Annotated in this window: 15 protein-coding genes and 1 pseudogene; 7 read left to right on the top strand and 9 right to left on the bottom strand. The window is 70.9% G+C overall.

What is annotated here, in order from left to right; translation table 11 throughout:
- Positions 1-150 precede the first annotated feature (150 nt).
- The 3 genes from ACMTAK_RS05290 to ACMTAK_RS05280 all read left to right on the top strand — a co-directional run bounded on the left by ACMTAK_RS05290 (position 151) and on the right by ACMTAK_RS05280 (position 4162).
- Entirely contained in the window at positions 151-1023 is an 873-nt protein-coding gene (locus ACMTAK_RS05290; RefSeq protein WP_413805059.1) for an IclR family transcriptional regulator, read from the top strand.
- A 173-nt stretch (positions 1024-1196) separates the two neighbouring features.
- Positions 1197-2675: an NAD-dependent succinate-semialdehyde dehydrogenase gene (locus tag ACMTAK_RS05285; protein WP_413805058.1), complete on the top strand. Its 1479-nt coding sequence runs from the start codon at positions 1197-1199 to the stop codon at positions 2673-2675.
- A gap of 122 nt (positions 2676-2797) precedes the next feature.
- Positions 2798-4162 carry an MFS transporter gene (locus tag ACMTAK_RS05280; protein WP_413805057.1) on the top strand — a complete coding sequence of 455 codons (1365 nt, stop codon included), beginning with the start codon at positions 2798-2800 and terminating at the stop codon, positions 4160-4162.
- A gap of 481 nt (positions 4163-4643) precedes the next feature.
- Here the strand turns inward: ACMTAK_RS05280 and ACMTAK_RS05275 are convergent, their stop codons facing one another.
- The 5 genes and pseudogenes from ACMTAK_RS05275 to ACMTAK_RS05255 all read right to left on the bottom strand — a co-directional run.
- The gene (locus ACMTAK_RS05275; protein ID WP_413812807.1) at positions 4644-5597 is read right to left on the bottom strand and encodes a GlxA family transcriptional regulator; all 954 of its coding nucleotides are present in this window, start codon (positions 5595-5597) and stop codon (positions 4644-4646) included.
- A 62-nt stretch (positions 5598-5659) separates the two neighbouring features.
- On the bottom strand, positions 5660-6307 hold the full coding sequence (locus tag ACMTAK_RS05270) for an HD domain-containing protein (RefSeq protein WP_413805056.1): 648 nt from the start codon (positions 6305-6307) through the stop codon (positions 5660-5662).
- 251 nt (positions 6308-6558) lie between these two features.
- On the bottom strand, positions 6559-7557 hold the full coding sequence (speB, locus tag ACMTAK_RS05265) for an agmatinase (protein WP_413805055.1): 999 nt from the start codon (positions 7555-7557) through the stop codon (positions 6559-6561).
- A 197-nt stretch (positions 7558-7754) separates the two neighbouring features.
- The gene (locus ACMTAK_RS05260; protein WP_413805054.1) at positions 7755-8564 is read right to left on the bottom strand and encodes an IclR family transcriptional regulator; all 810 of its coding nucleotides are present in this window, start codon (positions 8562-8564) and stop codon (positions 7755-7757) included.
- Positions 8565-8567: 3 nt separating this feature from the next.
- A pseudogene (locus ACMTAK_RS05255) lies at positions 8568-8882 on the bottom strand (hypothetical protein); the annotation flags it as partial.
- Between the two features lie 103 nt (positions 8883-8985).
- Between ACMTAK_RS05255 and ACMTAK_RS05250 the strand changes: the two are divergent.
- A complete protein-coding gene (locus ACMTAK_RS05250; protein ID WP_413805053.1) occupies positions 8986-10353 on the top strand; it encodes an MFS transporter in 1368 nt (455 codons plus the stop codon).
- Between the two features lie 168 nt (positions 10354-10521).
- On the opposite strand, the gene ACMTAK_RS05245 is transcribed toward ACMTAK_RS05250, so the two are convergent.
- The 3 genes from ACMTAK_RS05245 to ACMTAK_RS05235 form a co-directional block, all read right to left on the bottom strand.
- Positions 10522-11016, bottom strand: a complete 495-nt coding sequence (locus ACMTAK_RS05245; RefSeq protein ID WP_413805052.1) for a DUF5709 domain-containing protein — start codon at positions 11014-11016, stop codon at positions 10522-10524.
- Between the two features lie 96 nt (positions 11017-11112).
- Positions 11113-12111 carry a hypothetical protein gene (locus tag ACMTAK_RS05240; protein WP_413805051.1) on the bottom strand — a complete coding sequence of 333 codons (999 nt, stop codon included), beginning with the start codon at positions 12109-12111 and terminating at the stop codon, positions 11113-11115.
- An 87-nt stretch (positions 12112-12198) separates the two neighbouring features.
- Entirely contained in the window at positions 12199-12561 is a 363-nt protein-coding gene (locus ACMTAK_RS05235; protein ID WP_413812806.1) for a DoxX family protein, read from the bottom strand.
- A 172-nt stretch (positions 12562-12733) separates the two neighbouring features.
- On the opposite strand from ACMTAK_RS05235, the gene ACMTAK_RS05230 reads away from it, so the two are divergent.
- Positions 12734-13618, top strand: coding sequence for a LysR family transcriptional regulator (locus ACMTAK_RS05230; RefSeq protein WP_413805050.1), 885 nt, complete (start codon positions 12734-12736; stop codon positions 13616-13618).
- Here ACMTAK_RS05230 and ACMTAK_RS05225 read toward each other — a convergent pair.
- On the bottom strand, positions 13593-15728 hold the full coding sequence (locus tag ACMTAK_RS05225; protein WP_413805049.1) for an alpha-galactosidase: 2136 nt from the start codon (positions 15726-15728) through the stop codon (positions 13593-13595). The genes ACMTAK_RS05230 and ACMTAK_RS05225 overlap by 26 nt on opposite strands.
- A 246-nt stretch (positions 15729-15974) precedes the next feature.
- Here ACMTAK_RS05225 and ACMTAK_RS05220 point away from each other — a divergent pair, with 246 nt between their 5' ends.
- Both ACMTAK_RS05220 and ACMTAK_RS05215 read left to right on the top strand, forming a co-directional pair.
- Positions 15975-17150, top strand: a complete 1176-nt coding sequence (locus ACMTAK_RS05220; protein WP_413805048.1) for an ROK family transcriptional regulator — start codon at positions 15975-15977, stop codon at positions 17148-17150.
- Positions 17151-17282: 132 nt separating this feature from the next.
- Positions 17283-19130 (top strand): alpha-galactosidase D, encoded by a 1848-nt coding sequence (locus tag ACMTAK_RS05215; protein ID WP_413805047.1) that lies wholly within the window; start codon positions 17283-17285, stop codon positions 19128-19130.
- Positions 19131-19177 lie beyond the last annotated feature (47 nt).

Below are 19177 nucleotides of genomic sequence, written 5' to 3'. Positions count from 1 at the left end.
CATCGCAGTTCATCCGGTCCGATGCGGCGAATCTAGAACCGCCGCCACCCCCTCGCAAGGCACCCGCCGGAATCGAAATGCCGGTTGCTCTCCCGACAACCCGGCGGCTGACCTGGGGCTTCCCAGGGGCGCGCCCTTAGGATGGCGCGCGTGACGAACCTCCCCGCTCGCGGCACCGACGGCCCCGAGGACCCCGCCGATCCGCACGGCGCGGGCTCCCGAGCCGACTCCTCCGGCCCCGGGGACACCACCGCCCCGCGCGGCCACGGGCTGCGCCGTGACATCGACCTGCTGGAGGCGCTCGCCTCCGACGAGGCCCAGAACGCCGGCGGACTCGGAGTCGTACGCCTGGCGCAGCTGGTGGGCCGGGAGAAGACCCAGGTCTCGCGGGCCCTCAAGGCCCTGGCCGCCGCCGGGATCGTGGAGCGGGACCCCGACACCCTGGAGTACCGGCTGGGCTGGCGGCTCTTCTCGCTCGTCGCGCGGACCTCGCAGAACCGGCTGGTGCGCATGGCCGAGCCGGTGATGCACGCGCTGTCGGCGGACGTGGAGGAGACCAGCCATCTGTGTGTCCTGAGCGACCGCGAGGTGCTCACCCTGCTCTCGGTCTCCGGACACTCCTTCCGCGTCCACGGCTGGGAGGGGCGCGGAGTGCCCGCGTGGCAGACCTCGGCCGGGCGGGTGCTGCTGGCCGATGCCACGCCCGATGAGCTGTACGTCCGCTTCGGCGCCACCTCCACCCCGCCGATCCCCGAGCTGTGGGCGCTGATCCAGAAGGCGTCGCGCCAGGGCTACGCGAGGGTCAGCGAGGAGTTCGAGGCCGGTCTGGTCGGAGTCTCGGCGCCCGTGCGCGACTTCCGGGGACGGGTCGTGGCGGCGATCAACATCTCGGCGCCCAAGTCCCGGCTCGGCGACCGCCTGGACCAGGCGGGCCGCACCACCGCCAAGGCGGCGGCACGCGTCTCCGCCCTGCTGGGCTGGGAGCCGCGGCACACCCCGTTCCCCCGGGCACGGCTCACCTGAGGGCGCCCGCGCCGGGTGGCTCCGCCCCGTCCCCTCCCTGTCGTATGCGGTGAGTTGCCCTGACAGCAACCACCATTGCGATCCGAGAAGCGGACTTGTCGGCCGTATGACGCGCTCGTAAATTCACCGCGAACCGGACCAGCCCTCGTTCGGAACGGAGAAATGAGCAGCTCATGAACCTCCCCGGCATAGAAGCCCTCGCCAAGGCGCCGTTCGCCGAAGGCGATGTGTTCATCGCCGGCCGCTGGTGCGCGGCCGGGGACGGACGGACGTTTCCCGTGCACGACCCGGCCACCGCGGAGCTGATCCGCGAGGTGTCCGCGGCGGGCCCGGACGACGCCATGGCGGCGGTCGACGCGGCCCAAGAGGCCGCCACCGGGTGGCGGGCGACGCCACCGCGCCGTCGCTCGGAGGTGCTGCACACCGCCTTCGCGCTGATGCGCGAGCACACCGACACGCTCGCCCGCCTGATCGTCCTGGAAAACGGCAAGGCGTACCGCGACGCGGTGGCCGAGGTCGGTTACGCGGCGGAGTTCTTCCGCTGGTTCGCCGAGGAGGCGGTGCGGATCGGCTCCTCGTTCGGCGACGCGCCCGGTGGCGGCTTCCGCCACGTCGTACGCAGGCATCCGGTGGGCGTCACCGCCTTCGTCACCCCCTGGAACTTCCCGGCCGCGATGGCCACCCGGAAGATCGCCCCGGCGCTCGCCGCCGGCTGCCCGGTGCTCCTCAAACCGGCCCCGGACACCCCGCTCACCGCCCTCGCGATCGCCGCCCTGATGAGCGAGGCGGGTCTGCCCGACGGGCTGCTGAACGTGCTGCCCACCGACCGCGCGCCCGAGGTGGTCCCGGTCTGGCTCCATGACGAGCGGGTCCGCAAGTTCTCCTTCACCGGCTCCACCGCCACCGGCCGGAAACTCCTGGAGCAGGCGGCGGCGAACGTCGTCAACGTGACCATGGAACTGGGCGGCAACGCCCCCTTCGTCGTCTGCGGGGACGCCGACGTCGACGCCGCGGTGCGCGGTGCGATGGACGCCAAGATGCGGGGCGGTGGCGAGGTCTGCGTCGCCGCCAACCGGTTCTACGTCCACCAGTCGGTGGCCGCCGAGTTCACCGGGAAGTTCGCGGCGGCCATGACCGCGGTACGTGCCGGAGCGGGTCTGGAGGAGGGCGTCACCCTCGGCCCGATGATCAACCGGACCGCCGTGGAGTCCATCCGCTTCCTGGTCGACGACGCGGTCGGGCGTGGCGCGAAGGTCGCCGCGCGGGGCAGCGTGCCCGAGGGTCCCGGCTGCTACCACCCGGCGACCGTCCTGGTGGACGTCCCCGAGGACGCCCGGATCATGAACGAGGAGGTCTTCGGGCCGGTCGCGCCCCTCGCCACCTTCGCCGACGAGGACGAACTGGTGGCCCGCGCCAACGCGACGGTGCACGGTCTCGCCTCGTACGTCTACTCGCGCGACGTGGCCCGGGCCCTGCGCATCGCCGAACGCCTGGAGAGCGGCATGGTCGGCCTCAACCGCGGCCTGCTCTCCGACCCGGCGGCGCCCTTCGGCGGCGTCAAGCAGTCGGGTCTGGGCCGGGAGGGCGGCCGCGAGGGCATCGAGGCGTTCCTGGAAACGCAGTACATCGCCCTCGACTGGCCGACCGGCTGACGCACCCGCTCCCCGCCACCGGCTCATTCCCCCTCTCTCCGCCACTTCCCCCCGGGCCCCCGCTCCTCCCGGGGCCGCTCTGCCCGGGGCGGCGTTCTCCCCCTCTAGGTAAGGACCCGCGCATGGCAACGACGCCTGTGACCGAGCACAACGAGCCCAGCACACCGCCGGGCGCACCCGCCACCGAACGCGAACGGAAGCGGCTGCACACCAAGCTGAAGCTGGCCACCCAGATCGGCCAGGGGATCGACGGCTACATCATCGGTGGCATCGGCCTGGCGATGGGGGCGATCACCGACGACCTCCAGCTGACCTCCGTGGAACAGGGGATGGTCGGCGCCGCACCGCTGATCGGCATCTTCGTCGGAGGGCCGCTCTTCGGTCGGCTGGCCGACCGGTTCGGACGCCGGCCGGTGTTCCTCATCGACATGTTGATCTTCCTGGTCGGCTCGGTGCTCCAGTTCTTCGTCGTGGACGGACCACAGCTCTTCCTCATCCGGCTGGTGATGGGGGTGGCGATCGGCGGTGAGTACGCGATTGGCGCGCCGCTGCTGTCGGAGTACGCGGGCCGACGTGGCCGCGGACGGCTGCTGGCGAGCCTGGAGATCAGCTGGTACCTGGGGTACGCGCTGGCCACGGTCGTGGGGGCGCTGTTCACCTCCGTTGACGGCGGCTGGCGCTGGTCCCTGGCGAGCAGTGCGGTGATCGCGCTGGTGTGTGTGGCCCTGCGCGGTGGCATCCCGGAGTCCGCGCGCTGGCTGCTGAGCCAGGGGCGCCGGGACGAGGCGGAGGCGCTGATCGAGAAGTACGGCATCGAGGTGGATGTCGCCGCGGAACTCGACGAGCGCGACGAGGTGCGGCAGGACGGGTTCCGTGCGCTCTTCAGCCGGCAGCATCTGCGTTCCACGGTGTTCGCCAGCGTCTTCTGGGCCGCCCTCGTGCTGCCGTACTTCGCCATCGGCACCTTCTGGACGGACGTCTTCGAGGCTCTGCACATGGGGGACAACGCGGTGGCGGCGCTGCTCGTCTACTCCTTCACCGCCGTGGCCGGTGTCACCGCGGGGTGCCTGGTCGTGGAGCGGATCGGCCGCCGCAAGCTGCTGATCCCGCCGTTCTGGATCACGGCCGCGTGTCTGGCCCTGGTGGCGGTGTGGCCGTCCTCCACCCCCGTCATCGTCGTCGGCTTCCTGTTCTTCATCTTCCTCAACGCCGCCTCCTCCGCGCTGACCGCGGTCTATCCGCTGGAGGTGTTCCCCACGTCCCTGCGCACCACGGGCGTCGGCTTCGCCACGGCCATGAGCCGGGTGGGCGCCGCGATCGGTACGTTCCTGCTGCCGATGGGGCTCGACCACTTCGGAGCGGAGTTCGTGCTGCTGGTCGGCGCCGGAGTGCTGGTGGTCGGCGCCGTCGTGTCACAGTTCCTGGCGCCGGAGACCACCGACCTGGACCTGGCCCGCGCGGCGCGCACGGCCCGCGAAGGGGCGTAGCGGCACACGCCGGGCCCGCCCGGTGTGCGGATCGCGCACACCGGGCGGGCACTGTCATGGCGGAAGATCCGCGGCAGATCGCGCGACTCGGACGGGGCGAGGCCGATGAAACTCCGGGCGAAACCACCGATGAACAGACCGCGTTCGCCGCTCTCGGGGTGGACGCGCACGACCGGGTGGGCCGGTGCGGTACTTCCGGGAGACGAACCGCTTGCGGTGTTCGGGCGCCTTCTCGTTCCCCGGCGGCGCGGCGATGAGCGTGAGGAGTTGCCCGTGGCCGTACCACAGCTCACCGCCGCGACCGAGGCGTGCCGGAGGGGCACCGGCCGCACCGGCGGGGAGCCGGGCGGCAGATATATGCAATGTTTGTCGCTCGGAACGGATTCTTCCGCGCTGATTCGTGCCACACTGAATGTAGGCCCTCGCCGTTCCCCCGTCGGTGAGGGCCGTTTGCTGTCGGCCCACCGTCGGCCGACGTCCCTCAGCGTGTCCGGTCGCCGAGGGTGCTGCGGAAGCGGGCGCGGTAGACCGTCGGTGACACCCCGAGGGTGTGCTGAAAGACCCGGCGCAGCGACTCCGAGGAACCGAACCCCGCCTGTCGCGCCACCTCCTCGACCGTGCCGGTGCCATCGGCGAGCAGAGTCCGGGCGGCCTCCACGCGGACGGATTCGACGTACTGGCCCGGGGTCATGCCGACCTCGGTGCGGAACAGCCGCTCGAGGTGACGGACGCTCACACCGCCCGAGTCGGCCAGCGTGGCGAGCGTATGGCTCCCCGCGGGGTCCGCGGTGACGCGGTCCATCACCCGGCGCACCGCCGGGCGCCGGGGTTCCCGCGGGACCAGCCGCGCGCTGAACTGCGCCTGCCCGCCCGGGCGGGCCATGAAGACCACCAGCTGCCTGGCCACATCGCGTGCCACCTCCGCTCCCCAGTCCTCCTCGACCAGGGCCAGCGAAAGATCGATCCCCGCGGTGATACCGGCCGATGTGGCCACATGGCCGTCCCGGACGAAGATGGGATGGCCGTCCACCCGCACCCGCGGATAGGCGGCGGCCAGCTGGGAGGCCAGTTCCCAGTGCGTGGCGGCACGGCGGCCGTCCAGGATGCCGGCCTCGGCCAGTACGAAGGCCCCCGCGCACACGGACGCCACGCGCTTCGCCCGCGTCGACAGCTCGGTCACCAGCCCGATCAGGTCGGTGTCGGCCACTGCCGAGCGCCAGTCCCTTCTGCCGGGGACCAGCAGGGTGCCCAGGCGTTGCGGCAGTGTGCCAGGCGCGCCCTCAGCGCTGATCACCAGCCCCGAAGAGGTGCTGACGGCGTCACCGGAGAGGGAGACGACCCGTACGTCGTAGTCGGCACCGTAGTGGTTGGCCGTGGTGAAGACCTCCACCGGCCCGGTGACATCCAGCAGCTGCACCCCGTCGAACGCGACGATCGCGACGGTGCCTCCGCCACCGGATGCCCGTGATGCCCGCGATGGTCCCGCCGCCCGCCGGGCTATTCCGCCCACCGGGAATCCAGGATCGTCCGGACGAAGTCCCCCCGCTCGAAGCCGGGTACGAAGTGCTCCAGGACATCCGCCTTGACGTTGCCGAACGTCGTCTCCGGCTTGGGACGGACGCCGTCGGTGAACGCCCGCAGAATCCTGTTCTTGAAGTCGGGGCGTGGATGCAGCGCCACGACCGCCTCCCGGTCCTCGGCGGAGAGGTCCCCATATCCGATGCCGAGCACGTCGTACTCGACACCGGCCGTCACCAGGGCCACTTCCGGTTCCATGAACTCGGGGATGCCGGGAGTGGTGTGCAGGGCGATCGCCGTCCAGACCCGGCGGACGCCGTCCTCGGGGACACCATGAGCCTGCAGGAACCGCCTCGCCTCGTTCGCGCTGTCCACCTCGAAACGGTGGCCGCTGGCATGGAACGCCTCGTTCAGGCCCACGTCGTGGAACATCGCCCCCAGATACAGCAGCTCCGGGTCGAAGCTCAGATCGCGTCCGCGACCCCGCAGACTGCCGAAGAAGTACACCCGACGTGAGTGGTGGTAGATGAGCTCGCTCGTCGTGTCACGGATCAGCTCCGTCGCCTCGCGCGCCAGCGTCGTCGCCGGCACCTTCACCCCCGCCGCGATATCAAGGTCAGTCGTCATGTATTCGGTCTCCGTGTCCGTAGCGGTACGCCCCGGCGCTGGGACGTTGTTCACAGCCTCGCGCGGCGGCCGGACCGCTGCCATGACGATAGCGCCCTGTATCCCACAGATTGCGACAGGAAACGCCGTGCCGGTCACCGGAGGTGTTCTGCTCCAGCGCCGTCCGCGGGGACCACACGTTCAGGGTGAGGGAACCGTCCTCGTCTCCGTCGGGCGTGCGCTCCCCAAGACCCGTTCCCGCGGTCGCCCGGCTACGACGGCTTGTTCTCCTCCACCCAGCGGAAGAAGGCGATCTGCCGGGACATGAGGGTGATCAGCTCATACGCGATGTGCGAGGCGGCCACGGCGGTGATCTCGGCGTGGTCGTACGCCGGGGCGACCTCGACCAGGTCGGCGGAGACCACATAGCAATCGGCGAGCCCGCGCACGATCTCCAGCAGTTCCCGCGAGGTGAGGCCACCCGCCTCGGGGGTGCCGGTGCCCGGGGCGTGTGCGGGATCCAGTACATCGATGTCCACGGAGATGTACAGCGGCCGTTTGCCGATGCGCTCCTTGAGCTGCTGGACCACCTCGTCCACCCCGCGTCGCATCACATCGGCAGCGGTGACGATCCCGAAGCCCAGCTTGGTGTCCTCGTCCAGGTCTTCCTTGCTGTACAGCGAGCCGCGGGTGCCGACGTGGGAGAGCGCGGAGGTGTCGAGGAGGCCCTCCTCGACCGCGCGGCGGAACGGAGTCCCATGGGTGTACTGGGCGCCGAAGTGGGAGTCCCAGGTGTCCAGGTGCGCGTCGAAGTGCAGCAGTGCCACCGGGCCGTGGCGGCGGGCCACCGAGCGCAGGAGCGGAAGCGCGATGGTGTGGTCGCCGCCCAGCGTCATCAGCTGCGCGCCCGTGGACAGCAGAGCGTCCGCGCCCGCCTCGACGCTCTCGACGGCCTGGTCGATGTTGTGGGGATTGGCGGTGATGTCACCGGCGTCGGCGACCTGGGCGTAGTGAAACGGATACACGTCCAGGGCTGGGTTGTAGGGGCGCAGCTGGCGCGACGCCTCGCGGACGGCGTTCGCCCCGAAGCGGGCCCCGGGCCGGTAGGAGACACCGGCGTCGAACGGCACCCCGACCACGGCGATGTCCGCGATGCCGACCTGGTCCAGGCGGGGGACGCGGCCGAAGGTGGCTGGGCCCGTGAAGTGCAGGGTGGCGTCGGTCTCCTGAGGCGGGACGGGCCTGGTCGCGTCGGGACAGTTCGCGGTCATGGTCGGCGCTGGATCCTTCATCTGTGGGGGGAGTGCATCCGTGGGGGGACTGTCGGCCTGTGGGAGGCCGTGGTGCCTGGACGATCAGGGGAGTTCCGTGCCCATGACACGCGGCGCATACGCCGGGAGCCAGCCATGCGGTCGGGGTTTCTCGGATCCGAGAAACCCGTTCCGTGAACGCCTTGGTCAGTGGCCCTTCATCGGGCGTGGGGAGCGTGGCCGGCGACCGCCGCCGTCAGCCGCGCCGCGCCCTGTTGCAGGATGTCCCGCACATGATCCGCTTCATGCCGGTGGTGGTGGCGCCGCCATGTGCTGCTGACGGCCGCTATGGGCCGCTCGTTGTGATCGAACGCCGGCACCCCTATCGACCGGAGCCCATCGGAGACCAGCTCGACCTCCTCCGACCACCCGCGCTCACGGTCCCGCGCCAGCAGGTTCCGTAGCTCCGCCAGCGACCGGGGACCTCTGCCGGTACGGGTGCAGAGATCCCCCGGCCGGGGGAAGACCGCCCGGAGGTGCGCCTCGCTGGAGTGGGCCAGGATCGCACGGCCGTTGGCCGTGAGGTGGGCCGGCAGCCGGACGCCGACGTCGGTGACGGGAGTGGCGTCGGTGTACCTCGAATGGCCCCTTGGCGGCCGCTCCTTGAGTAGGTAGACCGTCTCGGCGCCGTAGAGGATGCCCAGGTGCACCGACTGGCCGAGCCGGTTCGACAGGTTGCGCAGAATGGGGCGGGCGAGTCGCTTCAGGGGCTCGTGCCGCAAGTAGGCGGAGCCGATTTCGAAGGACGTGACGCCCAGACCGTAAGCCTGCTCCTCCGGGACGTAGGTGACAAACCCGCGATCAACCAGGACCGCGAGGATGTGGTAGAGCGACGAGCGGGGCATCTCCAGGTCTCTGGCCAGTGCCGATGCCCGAACCGGCCCCGAGCGGCCGGCGAGGTGCAGCAGGACATCCAGCGCCCGCCCCACGGCCGGTGAGGCACTTGATGCCGTCCGGCGTTCACTCACGTCTCACATCCTTGTGGTCCCCCGCCGCCACAGGCGGCCGCCCTTCCGCGTGGCACGACGCAGCCGGCCGGGCAACCGCTGGCCCGTGCACGTACCTTGGTCGTGTCCGATCGTAGAACCGGGTGCCGAAGCCCTCCCACTCGGCCACCCCCTCGACGTCGGTTGGTCGTTGATCTCGGCCACGCTGTCGAGCGGCACCAGGACGTCGGTTTCGGCGTAGTACGTGACGGCGCAGCCGCGTGCGAACACCCCCTCGTTGACGGGGTCCGGCAGCCTGACGCCCCCGCGGCGCGCCACCCGCCGGTTGAAGTCGTGGAGCATCGTTAGTGAATGAGAATCTACAGTCAACCTATTGTTTGACTGTATGAATTCATGCATGCTGGGCCGTCCAGACGGTGAACGGTCGGTCGGGAGGCAAGGCGTGGCAGTGGACACGGAGGCGGCGGACGCACGGACGGCGGGGGAGCGGGAGGCGGCGCCGGGCTCCGCCCCGGCCGAGCCACTCACCGGTTTCCACATCCGGGTGACGGCCACCACCTTCGGGGCGAACTTCTCCGACGGCTATGCCCTCGGTGTCATCGGCGCGGTGCTGCCCGCGCTCGGCGAGACCATGCACCTGTCCGGCGTCTGGCAGGGTCTGCTCGGCGCGTCCGCCCTGATCGGCCTGTTCTTCGGCAGCATCCTGCTGGGGCGGGTGGCGGACGTGATCGGACGCCAGAAGCTGTACCTCTACAACTTCGTGCTGATCGCGGTCGCCTCCGCCGCCCAGTTCTGGGCGCACAGTCCGCTGGTCCTCTTCCTGCTCCGGCTGGCGATCGGCTTCGGTCTGGGCGCGGACTACGCCGTCGGCCCGACCCTGCTCTCCGAGTTCGTCCCCGCCCGGCTGCGCGGTGTCCTCCTGGGCTCGCTCACCGTGCTGTGGACCGTCGGCTACGTACTGGCCAACATCCTGGGCACGTACATCCCGATCAACGGCACCACCGCGTACTGGCTGCTCGCCAGCGGAGCCCTGCCCGCCCTGCTGGTGCTGCTGCTGCGGATCGGCATCCCCGAATCCCCGAGTTGGCTGGCCGCCCGTGGCCGCGCCACCGAGGCCGCCCGGATCCGCCGCACCTACCTGGGGCAGTCCGAGGCCACCGCCGCCGACGCTGAGGCCGCGGCCGCCGCGCAGCCGCCCGCGGCGCGCTACCGCGAGCTCTTCGCCCGCGGCCAGGCGACCAAGACCTGGTTCGGTGTCATCTTCTACAGCGCCCAGGTGCTGCCCTACTTCGCCATCTACACCTTCATGCCGCAGATCCTGGCCACCCTGAACATCTCCGGGGCCGACACCCAGAACCTGGTGCTCAACCTGGCCCTGCTGCTGGGCGGGGTGATCGGGCTGTGGCCGGTGCAGCGCCTGGGCCGCAGGCCGTTCACCATCGGCACCTTCGCGATCCTCACACTGTGTCTGGGGGCCATGGCCGTGCTCAGCGAAGGCTCCAGCGGGGCGCTGATGGTCCCCTTCCTGATCTACACCTTCGTCATGGCCGGTGCCTCCACCATCACCCAGGTCTATCCGGCGGAACTCTTCCCCACCGCGCTGCGCGGCTCCGGGGTCGGCTTGCTCAACGGCACCAGCAGGGTGGCGTCCGCCATCGGCACCTTCGTCCTGCCGGTCAGCCTGAGCCACTTCGGCGCGGGCTGGTCGATGGGATGGATGGCGCTGGTGCTGCTGCTCGGTACGGCCGTCAGCCTGGCCTGGGCGCCGGAGACCCGGGACACCCTCACCGCCGAGGATCTGCACCACTGAACCGCGTCCGTGGACGCGGAGGTGCGGACAACGTGGCGGTTGCGCCCACCCACCGGCGTGGCGATTGCGGACCGCAGTCCGGCACCGGACCTCACCGAGCACGGGCAGGTCTCCGAACTCGGGCCGATCGACCGGGCCTTCCGGCCGATCCGCCGTGCTGTGGCAGGATCAACGATCCGGTTCCGCGTCGCCTTCCTCTTCGAGTTGTTCATCCGGGACGGTGTGCACGGCGGCTTCCTCGGCACCGGCGGCGCCCGCGTCGATGCCTTCGTCCCTGGCGATGGCTTCCTTGGTGGTGTCGGTGTGCGCTCCCTCGTCGGGGGCGACGAGTCGGCCCGTGCGGTCCGTTCCCGCCTCGGGGTCGATCGGTTCGCCCTCACCCTCCTGCACATCTCCCACCTCGTCGCCCGCCGGGGCTTCGACGTCGGGGGTCTCTTCGGCCAGCCGTTCGTCGAGCGTCTCGCGCTCGCGCTGTTCGGCCGCCGTCGTGCCGTTCTTGGTGACACCCAGTGGCTTCTCCGGTGGCGAGTAGCCCTCGTCGAGCATCTCGTCGTAGTCGCGCTCGTCCAGGGAGTCCTGGGCGTCCAGGGCGGCCGCGTCCTCCTGCTCCTCGTTGGTGCCGGTCGGCTGATAGACGTCGTCTGCCCTGTCGTCGCTCATCATCGCTGCCTCCCTCGCATGGTGCTTTGTTCGGCCTTCGACCGGACTGGGCCGTCCAGCGCGAACTCATGTGGCCGGGTTTCCTGTCTTGCCTGTTCCTCACACCGTCGGCGGATTTCCTTGATCGGCGAGTTGTTCCGCTTGTGCTGCCGCGTCCGTGGCCCGCCGCCTCGCCTCATGGACCGCCCGCTCCGCCTTTCGCACCCGCGTGCGGGCCTCCCGGACGGCGCCATCGGCCTCCCGCTGCTCGCCCTCGGCCTCTTTCAGCTGCTTGCTCAGGTCCGCCAGACGCTGCTGTGCCTGGTGTTTTCGCTGGTCAGTCCTGCCTTGCTCCTCCTCGGCCGCGGTGAACTCCGCCTCGCGGGCGCGCAGCTGGCGCTCGGCGTCCTCGGCCTCCCGCTGCGCGCGGGCCTGCCGCTCTCGCTGTTCGCGAAGCTTCTCCTGTTCCGCGCGGCGCTTCTCCTGTTCCGCGCGGCGCCGCTCTTGCTCTTCTTCCCGGCGCCGCTCCCGCTCTTGCCGTTCGCGGCGCCGCGAACGGGCGGCGTCCAAATCGGCCACCCGGCCGCCGGAGGCCCGCTCGCCGCGGCGCGAGGCGGGTGGCGCGGACCGGGCGGCGCCGGCGACGGGCGCGAATCCGGTCGGTGCCGTGAGCGGCTTGGTCAGTCGCCCCCGCACCCACTCCTGACCCGCGTCCGGGTCGGCCAGCACAGCTCGTAGTGTCTCCTCCACCTCGCGCTGGGCGCCCTCGCCGATCGGTTGCCCGGCCCGCGTGGTCAGATCCCTCGCCTGGCGGGCGAGCGCCGCGATGACCTGACGCTGCTGTGCGGACAGCTTCCGCAGTTGCCCGCCGTCCAGATCCTGGTGTGCTTGCCGCAGGGCCTCTCCGAGCCGAAGGACCTGCTCGGCCTCGTCCGGCTGCCGCCGTACCAGCAGGTTGCTCGCCCACGCCGCCTTGGTGGGGCGGCGCAAGCGGCGGATCCGCTCGGCCAGCTTCCGGTCTCCCGCGGTGCGGGCGTCCTTGGCGCGCTCATCGCGGGCGGCGGTGAAGTCCGCAGGTGGCAGGGCGTACAGCTCATCGGCGACGGCGTCCAGGTCCACCAGCCCTCCTGCCCGGCGTGGATCAACCTCCTGGGATTATTTTGTCACCTTTTGGCTGGGCGGGCCCATGAGTGGCCCCGCCCGATGTCACAGCCATGCCGTGGCCGGCCAGATGGTCACGGCCGCGGCGAGAAGGAGCGTGATGTTGAGCGCCACCTGGCGGTCTCCCCGGCGCAGGTGCACCCTCGTGGCGCCGATCTGCAGGACCACGAACCCAACGGCCGCGGCCACGGCCAGCCAGGGCGCGATGCCGGTCAGCGGCGGGAGGATCAGCCCGGTCGCGCCGAGCACCTCGATCACGCCGATGGCCCTGACAGCCGCCATCGGCGTGGTGTCCACCCAGGCCATCATCGGCCGGAGGCGCTCACGGCTCCGGACCACCTTCACCCCGCCCCCGTAGAGGTAGAAGAGGGCGAGTAGACCGGCGACGATCCAATACGCCACGTTCACGATTCCCATCCCGTCTTCCTGGCGGCGCCGGTGGCGGGCTCGGTGGCGTAGCGGCTCTTCACCTGGACACTTGTTTCCGGTTCTTCCGTCACACCGCGATTCCACTGCCGGGCCGCCGTGACCGTCCAGGACTTCTTCTGTGGTGCCGATACCGGATGGGTATCGTTGCACCATGGAGCTACGCACGCTGCGCTATTTCGTGGCGGTCGCCGAGGAACTCCACTTCGGCCGGGCCGCCGTCCGGCTGCATATGAGCCAGCCGCCACTGAGCCGGGCGATCAAGCAGCTGGAGACCGAGCTGGGCGCCGCGCTGTTCCGCCGATCGTCCGCCGGTGTCACGCTCACTCCGGTGGGGGCCGTACTGCTCGATGAGGCGCGCGCCCTGCTCGACCACGCCGACCGGGTACGCGTACGCGTGGCCGCGGCGGCCGGCACCGCGAGCCTCACCGTGGGCATCCTGGGGGACAGCACCGATCCGGACGCCACCCGGCTGGCCGGCGCCTACTACCGGCGGCACCCGGGCGTCGAGGTCCATATCCGCGAGACCGACCTGACCGATCCCACCTGCGGGCTGCGCGCCGGGCTGGTGGACATCGCCCTGACCCGCGGGCCGTTCGACGAGACCGGCCTGACCGTGCACGAACTGCGCGCCGACCCGGTGGGCGCACTGCTGCGGGCCGACGATCCGCTGGCCGGCCGCGACAGCGTGAAACTGGCCGACCTGGCGGACCGCCGCTGGTTCCTGTTCCCGGAGGGCACCGACCCCGCCTGGCAGTCGTACTGGAACGGCGGGGAACCTCGCGAGGGCCCGGTGGTGCGTGGCGTCCAGGAATGCCGCCAAGCCGTGCTGTGGAACGGCACGGTCGGCATGACGCTCGTGGACCACGAGCCGCCGGACGGGCTCACCGTGGTGCCGCTGACCGACATGGAGCCGAGCCGCGTGGTGGTGGCGTGGAACGAGGCCGACACGAACCCCCTGATCCGCTCGTTCGTCGGAATCGCCACCGCCGCCTACCGCGGCAGTGGCGGTGTCACGTCTCGTCCTGCCCCATCCTGACCAGGTGTACGGCCGTGCTCGCCCAGTCACCGGACGGGAGGTCCGGGCGGAATCCGTACTCGGCCAGCACGGTGGCGTGGTGCACCTCACCGGTGCGGGTGTCGCGGTAGCGGGCGCCGGGGGTGAGCCCGCGCAGCCGTACCGGCAGCCGCGGGACTCCGTGGCGCGGGCCGCGCTGCCAGGCCAGCACCAGGGTCTCGGTGCCCTCCTCGGCGGCGTACTGCACCACGGTCGGCACCTCGCCGTGCGGCCCGGACAGCCGGTACAGGGCGCCGTGCTGGACGACGTGGCGCACCCGTTTGTACTCGGCCACCAGGTCGGCGCCCTCGGCGAGTTCCTGCTCGGACCAGCGGGCGAGATCCCCGCCGATGCCCAGCAGCCCGCACATCGCCACATGGAAGCGGAACCTCAACGGCACGGTGCGGGCGGTGAGTTGATTGGGCACATCGGTCACCCACGCGGACATCGTGCGCGCCGGGTGGAGCTGACCGAAGCCGTGCTGGATGACCAGACGGTCGACGGCGTCGGTGTTGTCCGACACCCACGCCTGGTCCGTACGGGTGAGGATGCCCAGATCCACGCGTCCGCCACCGCCACTGCACGTCTCGATGCGCAGCCCGGTGTGGTCGGCCCGGAGCCGGTCGAGGACGCCGTACAGATTGGCCACGTAGCGCGTCCACAGCCGGTCGTGGCCGTCCGGAGTGCCGGGCCACCCGGCCTCGCTGAAGGCGCGGTTCATGTCCCATTTGAGGAAGTCGATGCCGTGGTCGGCGACCAGCCGGGTCAGCCAGCCGTAGGCCCAGTCGGCCACGTCGTCGCGCGCGAAGTTCAGAACGAGTTGGTTGCGCAGCTCACTGCGGGCCCGCCCGGGGGTGTGCAGGACCCAGTCGGGGTGCTCGCGGTAGAGGTCGCTGTCGGGGTTGACCATCTCCGGCTCCACCCAGATGCCGAAGCGCATGCCCAGGCGGTGCACCGTGTCGGCCAGCGGGCCGAGGCCCCGCGGGAAGCGCTCCCGGGCCGGGGTCCAGTCGCCCAACCCCGCGTGGTCGCTTCGCCGGGCCCCGAACCAGCCGTCGTCGACCACATACAGCTCCACGCCCAGGGCGGCGGCCCGCTCGGCCAGCGCCGTCTGGTTCGCCTCGTCCACGTCGAAGCCGGTGGCCTCCCAGGAGTTGTAGAGCACGGGCGCCACCTCCCGCCCGTGTGGCAGGACGTGGCGCAGTACGTACGCGTGCCAGGCCCGGCTCGCCGCGCCGAACCCGCCGTCCGTGAACAGCCCGGCGAACACCGGGGTGGTGAATTCCTCGCCCGGCGCGAGCGGTACGCATGTGCCCTCGTGGCCGACGCCACCGGTGAAACCCGCGCGTCCGTCCGGTGTGCGCTGCGTGGTGATGCGCCAACTCCCGCTCCAGGCAAGGGCCGCGCCGAACACCCGGCCGTGCTCCTCGCCGGCGTCGCCCTCGTCCACCATCACCCAGGGACTGGCGTGGTGGCTGGGGATGCCACGCCTGCTGGTCAGCACGGTCTCCCCGTGCGGTAGGCGCTCGCGGCGCAGCTGACTCTCCGCGGACCACTGGCCGGTGACATGACTGAGCCGGTAGTCGGCCAGCGGGGGCAGGGACCAGGCCGCCGAGTCGGCGCGCAGCAGGCTGAGCCGCTGCTCACCGTCGTTGCGCAGCACCGTCCAGCGCTCGATGACATCCGTGTCGTCCCGCACCCGGTAGTGGAGGGCGACGTGCAGCGGGTAGTGGCGGTCGCGGAATTCCAGACGGAGTTCGCTGAGGCCATCGGATGGTGTGAGGACGCGGTGTCCGGTCGGCTGCCACTCGAAGCCGCGTGAGCCGTCCGCGTAGCGGACCTGGAGGGACGGCGCGCCGTAGCGCGTCCCGCCGTCGACCGGCAGTTCCTCGCCCACCGCGGGCCGTCCCTCGAAGCTGCTCGCCGCCTCCCCGGCGGGCACGACCAGCTGCTCCGCCTCCCGCGGTGTCAGCCGCGGTCCCCAGGCGAGGTGGCAGGGCGCGCCCGTCTCGTCGATGTGCACGGCGTACGAGGTACGGGGCGTGGTCAGCAGCCAGACCCCGGTGTCCGGGGCACGGGAGATCGTCGGCATCGGGCCTCACGTTCGAAGGACGGCGGGGTGCGGCGGGTGCGGCGTACGGATGCGGGGCGCTCGGCGAGCGAGAGAGGAAAGTGGCACGTCCGGCCAGGCCCAATAAGCCAACGAGACCTTCGATCACATGTCAACACTCCCGCATGAATCGGTCTTTGGAAGAGACATCGGGGCTCACAGGCAATCCTCAGGAGATTCTTGCTTCTTTCATTGACAGCGAAAAATAAGGGGCCTAGGTTCCCGGCCATGTCCTCGCCCTCCGCTGTCGAGTCGTTCCCGGCGCACACGTCGGCCGCCTCGCAGATCTTCACCACGGTCCTGTCGCAGGGCCCCCTCACCCGCCTGGAAGTGGCGCGGCGGGCGGGGCTGTCGGCCGCGGCCGTCACCAAGGCGGTCCGTCCCCTGATCGAGGCCGGCTACCTGGTGGAGGACGTGGACGAGGACGCGCGCCCGGCACTCGGGCGCCCCGCGAACCTGGTGCGGGTGGATGGCGGCCGCGCGCTGTTCATCGGGGTCAAGGTGACCGGGGACACGATCATCGGTGTGCTCACCGACCTGTGCTGCCGGATCCTCGTCGCCCGGCACATCCCCCTCCCCGCCCGCGACCCCAAGGCGGTGCTGGGGACGGCCGCGGAACTCGTCCGGGAGCTGCTCATCGAGGCGGACGGCCTCGGCGTGCGCGTGGCGGGCCTGGGCGTGGCCGTCTCCGGCGATGTGGACCGTGCCGAGGGCGTGGTGCGCTACTCGCCCTTCCTGGAGTGGCGCGATGTGCCACTCGCCGAACTCGCCGCCATGACCACGGGGCTGCCGGTGACCGTCGACAACGACGTGCGCGCGCTGACCGTGGCCGAGCAGTGGTTCGGGGCGGGCGTGGGACTGTCCGGCTTCGCCGTCGTGACGGTCGGCGCGGGCATCGGCTGCGGTCTCGTGGTCCACGGCAGGGTGGTGGCCGGAGCCCACGGCGTGGCCGGCGAGATCGGACATGTCACCGTCGACCCGGCGGGCCCCCGCTGCCACTGCGGCAACCGCGGCTGTGTGGAGGCCATCGCGAGCGACGACGCCATCGTCCGCCAGGTCCGCGTGGCCACCGGGGTCCAGGTGGCCGACGCGGTCGAGGCCGCCGGACTGGCCCATGACGGGGTCGCCGGCGCACGGGAGATCTACGCACGGGCAGGGGACGCCATCGGCCGCGGTATCGCCACCGTCGCCAATCTGCTCGGCCCCGAACGCGTGATCATCTCCGGCGAGGGGCTGGCCGCCTACGACCTGTTCGCCGACCACATCCGCGACGCCTTCGCCACGGCGGCCTTCGGCTCCGCGGCGCGGTGCGACGTACAGACCCGGCCACTGCCCTTCGACGAATGGGCCCGTGGAGCCGCGGCCACCGCCATCCAGTCCTTCATCAGATCAGACGCGAACTAGCGCGTACGAGGAGGAGAGCCGCAGCCCCTCACCGTCGGTTGAGACAAGGGCGACCTCCGCCGCCGTACCCCCGATCCCGCCGCATCTCCCCGCCACCCCGTTCCCCGAACCACACCTCCAGGAGGCAGACCCATGCGGTCACCCTCGTACCCCGTCATGCCCGTACGCGGTCTGAGATCCCTCGTCGTCCTGGCCCTCGCCGCGGGCCTCGCCACGGCCGCCCCGGCGGCGCGGGCACAGCCCGGCAACGGCAACGCCACCACGGCCACCCCGGCGTCCTCGGGCGCCGCCACCGCCGCCACCGCCACCGCCACCAAGCCCTATATGGGCTGGTCCAGTTGGAGCATGCAGTCGTCCAAGTATCCGGGCCTCAACCCGAACGGCGACTACAGCTACCTCACCGAGGCGAACGTCCTCAAGCAGACCGACGCCCTCGCCACCAAGCTCAAGAAGTACGGCTACGAGTACGTCAACATCGACGCCGGCTGGTGGCGCGACTACGCGTGGACGCCCCAGTTCGACGAGTACGGGCGGCAGAAGGCCGACCCGGTGCGCTTCCCCAGCGGCATGAAGTCGGTCGCCGACCGCATCCACTCCAAGGGCCTCAAGGCCGGTATCTATCTGCCCGTCGGCCTGGAGAAGGAGGCGTACGGCGGGGGCAAGGTGCCGATCTGGAACGCCGAGGGCTGCACCACCGCCGACATCGTCTACGACGACCTGCGCACCACCAACGGCTGGGACAGCGCGTACAAGATCGACTTTTCCGATCCCTGCGCACAGAAGTACATCGACTCCCAGGCGCGGATGTTCGCCGACTGGGGCTATGACTTCCTCAAGCTCGACGGTGTGGGCCCCGGCTCCTTCAAGAGCGGCGACAACTACGACAACGTCGCCGACGTGGCCGCCTGGCAGAAGGCGATCTCCGCCACCGGCCGCCCGATCCATCTGGAGCTGTCCTGGTCCCTGGACATCGGGCACGCCGACGACTGGAAGAAGCACTCCAACGGCTGGCGCGTCGACACCGACGTGGAGTGCTACTGCAACACGCTCGTCAGCTGGGAGAACTCCGTCGACGACCGCTGGGACGACACCCCGGCCTGGACCCGGCACGCCGGCCCCGGCGGCTGGAACGACCTCGACTCCCTCGATGTGGGCAATGGCGAGATGGACGGCCTGACCAAGGCCGAGCGGCAGAGCTATGCCACGTTGTGGGCGATCGCCAAGTCCCCGCTCTACACCGGCGACGATGTGACCAAGCTGGACTCCTACGGGCTGTCGCTGCTGACCAACCGCGAGGTCATCGCCGTCAACCAGGGCGACACCCCGCCCGCGCGGCCGGTCACACCGTCCGACCCCCAGCAGGTGTGGGCCGCGAAGAACCACGACGGCAGCTACACGGTCGCCCTGTTCAACCTGGCCGACAGGCCGGCCTCGGTGACCGCCGACTGGTCGACGCTCGGCTTCACCGGCAAGGCCGCGGTCCGTGATCTGTGGAACCACGAGAACCTCGGCACTCACAAGAACGGGATCACCCAAACCCTGCCCGCCCACGGCTCCCGCCTCCTCACGGTCAGCCCGCGCGGCGACGCGCTCACATGGACCGGTATCGAGGCCGAGTCCTCCGCGAACACCCTCGGCGGCAACGCCGCCGTGGCCGACTGCGCGGCCTGTTCCGACGGCCACAAGGTCGGCAACCTCTACACCGGGTCCAAGCTGACCATCAACGACGTCGTCGTGGACAAGGCCGGCACCTACCAGATCAAGGTGGCCTACGTCAGCGGTGACGCCCGCTCCGCCGATGTCTCGGCCAACGGCGGCGGCGCCACTCGCCACAAGTTCCCCTCGACAGGCGACTGGTCCACCGTCAATAGTGTCCACGTTCCGGTGACGCTCAAGGCCGGCTCCAACACCATCACGTTCGACAGCGGTTCCGGCTACGCACCGGACATCGACCGGATCGACGTGCCGAAGTCCTCCTGAACACCAAGGGGCCCGGCCCCTCGGCCGGGCCCCTTGCCGATCTGCCG

Origin of the sequence: Streptomyces lacaronensis (genome assembly GCF_047337785.1) — a bacterium.
GTDB lineage: Bacteria > Actinomycetota > Actinomycetes > Streptomycetales > Streptomycetaceae > Streptomyces > Streptomyces lycopersici.
The sequence above is the reverse complement of the archived record's forward strand: the minus strand, read 5'-3'. Positions and strand labels throughout refer to the sequence as shown.

Coding starts and splice junctions, on each gene's coding strand:
- ACMTAK_RS05220 (WP_413805048.1), top strand. CDS start 15,975: ATGTCCTCGCCCTCCGCTGTCGAGTCGTTCCCGGCGCACACGTCGGCC.
- ACMTAK_RS05225 (WP_413805049.1), bottom strand. CDS start 15,728: ATGCCGACGATCTCCCGTGCCCCGGACACCGGGGTCTGGCTGCTGACC.
- ACMTAK_RS05270 (WP_413805056.1), bottom strand. CDS start 6,307: ATGACGACTGACCTTGATATCGCGGCGGGGGTGAAGGTGCCGGCGACG.
- speB (WP_413805055.1), bottom strand. CDS start 7,557: ATGACCGCGAACTGTCCCGACGCGACCAGGCCCGTCCCGCCTCAGGAG.
- ACMTAK_RS05230 (WP_413805050.1), top strand. CDS start 12,734: ATGGAGCTACGCACGCTGCGCTATTTCGTGGCGGTCGCCGAGGAACTC.
- ACMTAK_RS05215 (WP_413805047.1), top strand. CDS start 17,283: ATGCGGTCACCCTCGTACCCCGTCATGCCCGTACGCGGTCTGAGATCC.
- ACMTAK_RS05245 (WP_413805052.1), bottom strand. CDS start 11,016: ATGATGAGCGACGACAGGGCAGACGACGTCTATCAGCCGACCGGCACC.
- ACMTAK_RS05285 (WP_413805058.1), top strand. CDS start 1,197: ATGAACCTCCCCGGCATAGAAGCCCTCGCCAAGGCGCCGTTCGCCGAA.
- ACMTAK_RS05280 (WP_413805057.1), top strand. CDS start 2,798: ATGGCAACGACGCCTGTGACCGAGCACAACGAGCCCAGCACACCGCCG.